The sequence below is a fragment of the Fischerella muscicola PCC 7414 genome, assembly GCF_000317205.1.
GTDB lineage: Bacteria > Cyanobacteriota > Cyanobacteriia > Cyanobacteriales > Nostocaceae > Fischerella > Fischerella muscicola.
Window position 1 is genome coordinate 1 of record NZ_AJLK01000009.1, and the last position, 5,916, is coordinate 5,916.

6 protein-coding genes and 2 pseudogenes are annotated in these 5,916 nt (G+C 43.1%); 5 read left to right on the forward strand and 3 right to left on the reverse strand.

From position 1 onward, the window contains the following. Nucleotides 1-30: 30 nt before the first annotated feature. The 3 genes from UYI_RS36370 (at nucleotide 31) to sbcD (ending at nucleotide 2,515) form a co-directional block, all read left to right on the forward strand. The gene (locus UYI_RS36370) at nucleotides 31-375 is read left to right on the forward strand and encodes a hypothetical protein (RefSeq protein ID WP_157226278.1); all 345 of its coding nucleotides are present in this window, start codon (nucleotides 31-33) and stop codon (nucleotides 373-375) included. Nucleotides 376-377: 2 nt separating this feature from the next. Next, nucleotides 378-1,103: a phosphoadenosine phosphosulfate reductase gene (gene cysH / locus UYI_RS0101230; protein ID WP_016864876.1), complete on the forward strand. Its 726-nt coding sequence runs from the start codon at nucleotides 378-380 to the stop codon at nucleotides 1,101-1,103. A 95-nt stretch (nucleotides 1,104-1,198) separates the two neighbouring features. After that, nucleotides 1,199-2,515 (forward strand): exonuclease subunit SbcD, encoded by a 1,317-nt coding sequence (gene sbcD, locus UYI_RS0101235; RefSeq protein WP_071588801.1) that lies wholly within the window; start codon nucleotides 1,199-1,201, stop codon nucleotides 2,513-2,515. 113 nt (nucleotides 2,516-2,628) lie between these two features. On the opposite strand, the gene UYI_RS0101240 is transcribed toward sbcD, so the two are convergent. Together UYI_RS0101240 and UYI_RS40090 are read right to left on the reverse strand one after the other, a co-directional pair. Further along, complete coding sequence (locus UYI_RS0101240) at nucleotides 2,629-2,841, reverse strand: DUF6887 family protein (RefSeq protein WP_016864878.1); 213 nt, start codon at nucleotides 2,839-2,841, stop codon at nucleotides 2,629-2,631. Continuing rightward, nucleotides 2,838-2,909 (reverse strand): annotated as a pseudogene (locus UYI_RS40090) (DUF6888 family protein); the annotation flags it as partial. The pseudogene UYI_RS40090 and the gene UYI_RS0101240, both read right to left, overlap by 4 nt. A gap of 115 nt (nucleotides 2,910-3,024) precedes the next feature. On the opposite strand from UYI_RS40090, the gene UYI_RS0101245 reads away from it, so the two are divergent. Together UYI_RS0101245 and UYI_RS0101250 are read left to right on the forward strand one after the other, a co-directional pair. Next, a complete protein-coding gene (locus UYI_RS0101245; protein ID WP_016864879.1) occupies nucleotides 3,025-3,450 on the forward strand; it encodes a hypothetical protein in 426 nt (141 codons plus the stop codon). 81 nt (nucleotides 3,451-3,531) lie between these two features. Then, a complete protein-coding gene (locus tag UYI_RS0101250) occupies nucleotides 3,532-5,643 on the forward strand; it encodes a single-stranded-DNA-specific exonuclease RecJ (protein WP_016864880.1) in 2,112 nt (703 codons plus the stop codon). On the opposite strand, the pseudogene UYI_RS35575 reads toward UYI_RS0101250, so the two are convergent. Then, a pseudogene (locus UYI_RS35575) lies at nucleotides 5,607-5,916 on the reverse strand (hypothetical protein); the annotation flags it as partial. The gene UYI_RS0101250 and the pseudogene UYI_RS35575 sit on opposite strands and share 37 nt — an antisense overlap.

Sequence of the window (5,916 nt, forward strand, 5' to 3'; positions counted from 1 at the left end):
CACGAAGTGGCTTAAGGTAAGGTAGGGTTGTTGGTTGTTGGTTGTTGGTTGTTGGTTGTTGGTTGTTGGTGGTCATTAGTCATTAGTCATTTGTCACTGTTTATTCACCCCACCTCCCCATCACCCCATCACCCCATCACCCCATCACCCCATCACCCCATCACCCCATTGCCCCTAATCCCCATCACCCCATCACCCCATCACCCCACTGCCCCTAATCCCCACGACCGACAGGGAGTGGGGGCCGGTGAGTTCCCCATCACCCCACCTCCCCAAATCCGCGTAGTAATTACCGAATATCCGACCAAAATATGCGTCTTTTTTAGTGTAAAATCATGGTTACGAAAGCTACGGAACTGTTTGACTAAAAAATAACCATGACCATTTCCACAGTATTTAGGAACCAAACCGCCAATTTGGACTTGGAACAATTGAATCAAAAGTATGAAAACGCTCATCCAAGCGAAATATTGGCATGGTCTGTCGAGAATATTCCCACAGGATTAGTACAAACCAGTGCTTTTAATGTTGATGACATGCTGATCACGGATATTTTGTACCGTGAACTCAAGCATCCAGTACCTGTGATATTTCTCGACACGCTGTTTCACTTCCGGGAATCTTTGGAATTGGTGGAAAAAGCCAAACAAGTTTATGATCTAGATTTGAAAGTTTACAAAATCCTTGATGTAGATTCCCGTGAAGCTTTTGCAGCCAAATATGGCGATGAACTCTGGGATAAAGATATTGCTAAATTCCACCACCTCACCAAAATTGAACCTTTGCAAAGGGGTCTAGCAGAACTGAATACTGTTGCTTGGATTACCGGACGCCGCCGTGACCAGGCTGTGACTCGTGCTAACATGCCCATATTTGAAATTGACGGTAATGGTCGGGTGAAAATCAATCCCCTAGCCAATTGGACACGTAAACAAACTTGGGCTTATGTCGCTGAACATGGGGTAATTTATAATCCTCTCCATGACAAAGGTTATCCCAGTATTGGCGATGAACCAATCACAACTCCAGTCAGTGAAGGTGAAGACGAACGCGCTGGACGCTGGCGTGGTTTTGGTAAAACTGAGTGTGGAATTCATATTTAATAGGTAACAGGTAATGGGTAATGGGTAATAGGTAATGGATAATAAAGAAGAAAATTACCAATTACCAATCACCAATCACCAATTACCAATTATCTATGATTAAAATCCTCCATCTTTCTGATATCCACATGGGAAGCGGTTTCTCCCACGGACGTATTAATCCTGATACGGGTTTAAATACGCGGTTGGAGGATTTTGTCAAGACTTTATCTCATTGTATTGACCAAGCCCTAGCACAACCAGTGGATTTGGTAATTTTCGGTGGTGATGCTTTCCCCGATGCTACACCACCGCCTTATGTGCAAGAGGCTTTTGCTGGCCAGTTCCGTCGTCTTGTGGATGCCCAAATTCCCACAGTTTTGTTAGTAGGTAATCATGACCAACATTCCCAAGGGCAGGGGGGAGCAAGTTTATGTATTTACCGCACTTTAGGTGTGCCGGGAATTGTAGTAGGTGATACTTTAACTACCCACCGTATTCAAACTCGTAATGGGCTTGTACAAGTCATTACCCTACCTTGGTTGACTCGTTCTACGTTGATGACTCGCCAAGAAACTGAAGGTTTATCTTTAAGCGAAGTCCATCAACTCCTCATCGAACGTCTGCAAGTTGTTTTAGAAGCAGAAATTCGCCGTCTTGACCCGAATATACCAACAATTCTTTTGGGTCATTTGATGGCAGATAATGCTAGTTTGGGAGCTGAGCGTTTTTTGGCAGTTGGTAAAGGCTTTCTCATTCCCTTATCCATGTTGGCGCGACCTTGCTTTGATTATGTAGCTTTAGGACATGTCCACCGCCACCAGAACTTGAATAAATCAAATAATCCACCGGTGGTTTACCCAGGAAGTATTGAACGGGTGGACTTTAGTGAAGAAAAAGAAGATAAAGGCTATGTAATGGTAGAGTTGAAACGTGGTAGTGCCAAGTGGGAATTTTACCCATTACCTGCACGGATTTTCCACACCATTGAGGTGGATGTATCGAAGGCAGAAGATCCACAAGCAGCAATTATGAAAGCGATCGCCAAGTATAATATTGAGGATGCAGTCATCAGACTAATTTACAAACTTCGTTCCGAACAGTTGGATATAATTGATAACGCCGCACTCCACAAACTATTAACTCCAGCTCACACCTACACCATTCAACCAGAATTAGTGAGTCAGTTAGCTAGACCACGCGTCCCAGAACTAAGCGCAAGTAATAGCATTGACCCTATAGAAGCACTAAAAACCTACCTAAACAACCGTGAAGATTTAAAAGATATAGCAACATCCATGCTAGAAGCAGCGCATAAATTACTAGCTGCGGACGAAGAAGACTGGCTAGAACCCACTTCTGTGGAAGAAAACATCAATCAAATTAATCAGATTCAACTAGACAACACAGAGCATCAGCTACGATTACTTTAACTAATTCATCGGTGTGCATTAGTGTGCATCTGTGTTCGTTTTTTCAACTCTACTTCTTTACTGCTAATACTCATGTCATAATTAATCGCAATATCAAACAGACAAAAACGTCTTTAGGCTTGATTGCGCCGTTGATCTAGGTGCTGTTGATGCAATTGTGGAAAGTTTTCTAAGTCCTCTATTGTTTGAGGGGCTGGGAAAATTATAGCATCATCAGATGTGAACCGAGCCAAATAAATTTGAAAGGCTTCCTCGTCTTCTCTGTGTTCAAGGATATATTTACGTAATTCACCACGAGTCATTGACATAAAATCAGGTTTACTCATACATACCTCCATTTCCCGTTTGGGTAAATTATCATTTCATTCTCTTCTCCAGCCAGAATGACAACATTTTTAGCTTGAACAGCTACTCAACTACAAACATCTCTACACAAAGAACAATATTTGGTGTTAGTCTGAGGTATTCAAATCTACACACCCTCAGTGTTCTGTGTAAATCTCGCTCCTATGTCTAAGTTTGTCTGTGCAACTTTAATAGCAACTGCCCTGCTTTTGCCCTCAGTCAACAATTACAGCCCTGTGATCGCTGGTACTTGTGCTTCCAAGTGTGGCAAAAGTCCAATGCAATTTTCACCTGGTCAGCGCATCCAAGTTAAAGTAGTAAATCGTACTCCAAGAGTGCTAATTATACAGAAGCCATCTAGTACTAATCCGATTCCTCTACAACCAGGACAGGAACTACAGATAAACCAAGGAGATGGTACAGAGCCAAATGTATCTCTCCTATTTTGGGATGACACTGGTTTACCATTAAAAGCAAATATTGCAAAACTCAACTTTGCAACCCTGGGAGTAGAACTGCGTCCCAATTGGTTTGCTCCTGGCGATCGCGCAATTTATATTCTTGATGATGGCCGAGTAGACGTGTTGTGAAAAATGCTGGATTTTATGATTGTTGGCGTCGAAGTTCATGCCATTATTGATAATTGGTATGCTCACGCCCAGTTCTAAATTGTGCTAGACCAATTCCCAACTACAGCAACAAAAATCCTTCGACGTTTGCCTAATCAACGTTGGCAAATTTACCCGCAGAAAATAGAATTAGCACAGACTCTGGCAAAGACAACACATTTACCGTCTTTGCTCAATCAGCTACTAATTAATCGTGGGATTGAAACCCCTGAACAAGCACAAGCTTTTTTAAATTCTGAGTCTATAAATCTGCCTTCACCTTTGCAAGAATTTCCAGATTTAGCAATCAGTTTAGAGTTGTTGCAATCTTGTATTCTTTGTAAAGAAAAAATTGCCATCTGTGGAGATTACGATGCAGATGGTATGACTAGCACTGCTTTACTATTACGTTGTTTACGTTGGTTAGATGCCCAAGTAAATTACGCCATTCCCAGTCGGATGCATGAAGGCTACGGCATCAATAAACGAATTGTAGAAGAATTCCAGAGCGAAGGTGTGAAACTCATCCTGACTGTTGATAATGGTATCTCTGCGTTTGAACCCATTGCCAGAGCCAGAGAACTTGGTTTACAAGTAATTGTCACCGACCACCACGACATTCCTCAACAACTACCCCCAGCTAACGCCATTCTCAACCCGAAATTATTACCAGAATCTTCTATTTATCGCGGTGTTGCTGGCGTGGGTGTTGCTTACATTTTGGCAGTTTCTTTAGCTCAACAGCTAGGGCAAGCTAACAGTGGCATCATTAAACCAATGTTAGAACTGTTTACATTGGGAACCATTGCTGATTTAGCCCCCTTAACTGGAGTCAATCGCCGTTGGGTAAAACGTGGTTTGCTGCAATTACCTAAGTCGCAATTAGCAGGAGTACAGGCGTTAATTCAGGTGTCGGGGATCAGGGATTGGGGACAAGGGGGACGACTTGGGGGATATGGGGGAATACTTAACAACCAACAACCAACAACCAACAACAAACAACCAAAATCCTTAAAGCCTGAAGACATTGGGTTTCGGCTTGGGCCACGCATTAATGCTATTGGTAGAATCGGTGATCCCCAAATTGTGATTGAGTTACTAACTACAGATGATATGGGAATTGCTTTAGAACGAGCGATGCAGTGTGAGCAAATTAACCAGCATCGTCAACAGATGTGTGAACAAATTGAACAAGAAGCGATCGCATTAGTTGAGACAGAATATATTACATCTCTACAGGAAGACCGTGTTTTGGTTGTGGTGCAACCCAACTGGCATCATGGGGTTATAGGTATTGTTGCCTCCCGGTTGGTAGAACGCTACGGTGTTCCCGTGTTCATCGGTACTTATGAGGATGACAAGCAAATTCGCGGTTCTGCACGTGGGATACCAGAATTCCACGTTTTTGCAGCTTTAGAATATTGCCAAGACTTGTTGGGCAAATTTGGGGGACACAAAGCCGCAGGCGGATTTTCTTTATCTGCCGAAAATTTAGCAGCATTGCGATCGCGTTTGGTAGAATTCGCTAACCAATGTCTAGAAATTCAGCATCTGAAACCACTACTAAACATAGATGCTGAAGCTAACCTCAATCAAATTAATCAAGAACTCTATCAACAACTCCACGCCTTAGAACCTTGCGGAATCGACAACCCCGATCCAATCTTCTGGACAGCTAATGTCCAAGTCATAGAACAGCAAACCGTCGGTAAAGGTCATATTAAACTAACACTTGCTCAAACAATTGACCAACAACAATTTAAAATTAAAGCGATCGCTTGGCGGTGGCGTGACTACTTTCCTTTACCACAAAGAATAGATATTGCTTATAAACTGCGAGAAAATCATTTCGATGGCAACACCACCATTGAGTTAGAACTAGTTGGTGCTAGACTCGCTAGTCAGTCGTATTCGCCTTTCACTTCTTACCCTACTACATCAAAAGCTGCTTTTGAGTATAATCAGCGTCAATATACCTGTGGTATCTATCAAAACGGTTCTTTACCTGAATTAAGAATCAAAAATCCCGATGGCAAGGTTTTAGCTATTGGACAAGGACAAACGGTCGGTTTGCTGGGTAACAATCGTCAAGACGCCAAAGAAGTTGATATCTTGCAATCACAGTATGACGGCATTATTCAAGCAGCACTCAGGGCTTTGGGGACTTGCAAATAAAGGGAGGTGGGGAGATGGGGTGATGGGGTGATGGGGTGATGGGGTGATGGGGTGATGGGGTGATGGGGTGATGGGGAGGTGGGGTGAATAAACAGTGACAAATGACTAATGACTGGGGAGATGGGGTGATGGGGTGATGGGGTGATGGGGTGATGGGGTGATGGGGTGATGGGGTGATGGGGTGATGGGGAGGTGGGGTGAATAAACAGTGACAAATGACTAATGACTAATGACCACCAACAACCAACAACCAACAACCAACAACCAACAACC

Excerpts from the sequence above, each read along its gene's own strand:
- cysH (WP_016864876.1), top strand. The coding sequence starts at position 378 with ATGACCATTTCCACAGTATTTAGGAACCAAACCGCCAATTTGGACTTG.
- sbcD (WP_071588801.1), top strand. The coding sequence starts at position 1,199 with ATGATTAAAATCCTCCATCTTTCTGATATCCACATGGGAAGCGGTTTC.
- UYI_RS0101245 (WP_016864879.1), top strand. The coding sequence starts at position 3,025 with ATGTCTAAGTTTGTCTGTGCAACTTTAATAGCAACTGCCCTGCTTTTG.
- UYI_RS0101240 (WP_016864878.1), bottom strand. The coding sequence starts at position 2,841 with ATGAGTAAACCTGATTTTATGTCAATGACTCGTGGTGAATTACGTAAA.